This window comes from Actinophytocola sp. (assembly GCF_035712165.1).
Lineage (GTDB): Bacteria > Actinomycetota > Actinomycetes > Mycobacteriales > Pseudonocardiaceae > DASYTH01.
Genome location: NZ_DASTBH010000276.1, coordinates 1 through 3,436, shown reverse-complemented (window position 1 = coordinate 3,436; position 3,436 = coordinate 1). Strand labels below are relative to the sequence as shown.

Sequence of the window (3,436 nt, the reverse complement as noted above, 5' to 3'; positions counted from 1 at the left end):
GCGGCGGACTGCCGTCCCGATCGCCCCCATGAGGATGTGGACTCATCGACCGACCGGATCACCTGAATCATTATCCGGTCACATTCTTCGGAGAATTGGCGGCCATCCTCGGCATGTTGTTTCCAGCGTTCGAGGGCACGCAGAAGCTCGTCCTTCAACGGAAACTTGTGGAGGCTGAACAGCTTGTCGACCTCGCCAATGGCCCGCTCCAGATCCATCTCCAGCATGGCCTGGCCGCCGATGGGGATGCGGTGGCTCTGGGTGATGGCAACCGCCAGCAGCCGTTCTCGTTCGGTCAACTCCGGGCCTGATCGCGTCATACATCCGAGCGAACTCGACCGTCGGGCAGGTGTGCAACCAGGTGGGCACGCCACCACACCGGTTGCCACCTGCGGTTACGTCATGGCGCTCGGTACGACTGACACACTATGAAGTGTGCATCGGACAGGCCGGGAACAGCCGGCTGTTACCGCGTTGCGGCGCGTCCTTGGGACACGGCTGGCGGACTTCCGTAAAGCCGCGGATATGACGCAGGGCCAGCTCGCCGCAGCGGTGCATCTCGACCGCACCACCGTGTCGCATATCGAGCACGGCCGGGCTCGCGCCGACCTCAGCTTCTGGCAGGCAGTCGACCGCCTGACCCAGGCGGGCGGTCAACTCCTGACCGCCTACCGCGAATTGGAGGCAGCGAGAGACGACCATGCGGCGGCGGCCCACCCCAGCGCCGACCTGCTCCGTGCCGATCCGCTGGCGACCTCCGATGACGTGGCGGCCATCGACCTGGTGCGCCGGGTTGCCGCCAGTGACGTGAGCGATGAGACCCTGACGCACCTCGAACTGGCTTTCGACGATCTGTCGATGGCCTACCCGGTGACCCCACCTGCCGAGTTGCTGGTGCGCCTGCGGCAGCACCTGTCCTATGTCGGCCGGCTCATCGACTGCCGCATGACGCTTCGGCAACGGACCCGTCTCGTGGTCACGGGCGGTTGGCTGTCGCTGCTGGCCGCCACGGTCCACATCGACCTCAACCAACCGGCCGCCGCCACCGCCCGGCTGCGCACCGCGGCCAGCCTCGCCCAGCATGCCGGGCACGATGAGATTCGCGCCTGGTGCTTCGAGACCGAAGCCTGGCGGGTCCTGACCCAGCCCGACTATCCCCGCGCCGTTACTCTGTCCCACGCCGCTCAGAAGCTGGCGCCGGCCGGTAGCTCCGCGGCCATCCAGGCCGCCGCGCAGGAGGGCCGGGCCTGGGCGCGACTACACCAACCCCGCAACACCTACGCCACCATCTCCCGGGTCAACAAGCTCGTCACGCCCCTGCCACGGCCAGACCGCCCCGAACACCACTATCGCTACGACCCCGACAAGTCGGTCGCATATGTCGCGACCACACTCGCCTGGGTCGGCGACCCGGCGGCGGAGAGTTACGCCCGCGAGATCATCGCCCGGCTCCGCCCCGGCAACGACAAGTGGCCGCGCCGCATCGCCGCCGCCAACCTCGATCTGGCCCTGACCCTGCTGGTGACCAACCGTCTCGACGAGGCCTGCCACGCCGCCCGCGAAGCCGTCCGCTCCGGACGACTGGTCCCGTCAAACTGGTGGCGCGCAGCCGAAGTGGTCACCACCCTCGAAGCCAAGCAACTACCCGAAGCGCGAGATCTCCGAGAATCCTACGAAGAAATGCGCCGCCAGCAGACAACCACCTGAGGCCAACGGTGCTCTACCCGGGCGTCGGGCACGACCTGCCGAGGGAGATCTGGCCCGAGGTCCTCGACGAGATCGCCTCGACGGCCGGGCTCGACCGGTCATGCTGACGCTGTGGAGTTGAGTTGGCTCGACGGACCGACGGTGGGCGCGGTGCGGGAGGGGCTGCGCAGGGTGGCGCCGGAGTTGGCCGAGGGCTCGATCGAGCCGCGCGGGCTGGAGCCGAGCGATGATCCGCAGTGGTGTGCGGCGAGCGCGGTGGTCGACGGGCGGTTCGTGGTGAAGTTCGCCTGGGCCCGACCGCCCGCGCTGCGGATCTGGTACCAGGCACGGATCCTGGCCGCGCTGCGGACGGCGGCGCCGCGGCTGCCGCTGCCCGAGGTGGTGACGGTCGCCCGGGACCCGGCGATGCTGATCATGCGGCGCGTGCCGGCGACGCCGTTCTTTCGGGTGCGGCACCTGATCGGGCCGGCCGAGCGGGACCGGGTCGCCCGGGATCTCGCCACGGTTCTTGCCGAACTGCACGATCCCGGCGTGCTGCGAGAGATCTCCGAGGCGGTCGGTCCACTGCCCGAGCCGACGGCGCACGCCACCACGGACACGCTGCGCGCCCGGTTCGGCACGCTGATCCGGCCCGACCAGAGGGAACTCGTGCTGTCCTGGTGCGACCGGGCCGACACGGCGCTCGCCGCCCCGGGCCGGACCGTCCTGGTACACGGCGACTTCCACGGCGACAATCACCTGTGGGACCGGGAAACCCTGCGGCTGCGGCTGGTCGTCGACCTGGAGACGGCCGGCGCCGGCGAACCCGAGTTCGACCTGCGCTGCCTTCCGGCCGACTGCGGCATCGGACTGTTCACCGAAACCGTGACCCACTACGAGAAGCTGACCGGCACCACCCTTGACGTGGACCGGATCATGGCCTGGCACCTACGCACCGTCCTCGGCGACGCGCTGTGGCGGGCCGAGGCCGGGGTTCCGTTGCCGGACAACCGAACCCCGGCGCAGTGGGTCGACGACCTGTCCGCCAGGTTCGCCGCGCTCGGGACAGCCTGAAACCCGCCTAACCGGTGATCACGGCCGGCACGGGCGCGAGGCCGGTCAGGGCCGGGGGCAGCGGGGCGCGGTGCAGGACGCCGAGACGCTGGGTGGCGCGGGTGAGGGCGACGTAGAGTTCGGCGGCGCCGCGGGGACCTTCGGCGAGGATCCGTTCCGGCTCCACGACGAGGACGGCGTCGAACTCCAGGCCCTTCGTGTCGGACGCGGGCACGGCGCCGGGCACGCCCGGCGGGCCGATCACGACACTGGTTCCCTCGCGGCCGGCTTCGTCGCGGACGAACTCCTCGATGGCACCAGGCAGTTCGTCCGCGCTGACCTGTCGGGACCACGGTTGGACACCGGTCGCGCGGACCGACTCGGGTGGCGCGACCCCGGGGGCGAAGTCGGCGAGCAGCGCGGCGGCGACGGCCATGATCTCCGCCGGGGTGCGGTAGTTCACCGTCAGCGACCGGTAGACCCAGCGGCCGGGCACGTACGGGTCCAGCATGTGCGCCCACGAGACCGCACCGGCCACCGACCGGCGCTGGGCGAGGTCGCCGACCACCGTGAAGGAGCGGCCCGGGCAGCGCCGCATCAGCACCCGCCAGTCCATTTCGGACAGTTCCTGGGCCTCGTCGACCACGATGTGCCGGTAGGTCCAGTCCCGGTCCGCGGCGGCGCGTTCGACGAGCTC

Annotated in this window: 3 protein-coding genes and 1 pseudogene; 2 read left to right on the top strand and 2 right to left on the bottom strand. The window is 70.3% G+C overall.

Going from position 1 to position 3,436, the window contains the following annotated elements; genetic code table 11:
- The coding region (locus VFO68_RS15675; protein ID WP_325159021.1) for a hypothetical protein at window positions 1-320 on the bottom strand (320 nt) is incomplete at its 3' end.
- Window positions 321-435: 115 nt separating this feature from the next.
- Here VFO68_RS15675 and VFO68_RS15670 point away from each other — a divergent pair.
- Together VFO68_RS15670 and VFO68_RS15665 are read left to right on the top strand one after the other, a co-directional pair.
- On the top strand, window positions 436-1,707 hold the full coding sequence (locus VFO68_RS15670; protein ID WP_325159020.1) for a helix-turn-helix transcriptional regulator: 1,272 nt from the start codon (window positions 436-438) through the stop codon (window positions 1,705-1,707).
- Window positions 1,708-1,818: 111 nt separating this feature from the next.
- Window positions 1,819-2,760, top strand: coding sequence for a phosphotransferase family protein (locus VFO68_RS15665; RefSeq protein WP_325159019.1), 942 nt, complete (start codon window positions 1,819-1,821; stop codon window positions 2,758-2,760).
- A gap of 7 nt (window positions 2,761-2,767) precedes the next feature.
- Here VFO68_RS15665 and VFO68_RS15660 read toward each other — a convergent pair.
- Window positions 2,768-3,436 (bottom strand): annotated as a pseudogene (locus VFO68_RS15660) (helicase); the annotation flags it as partial.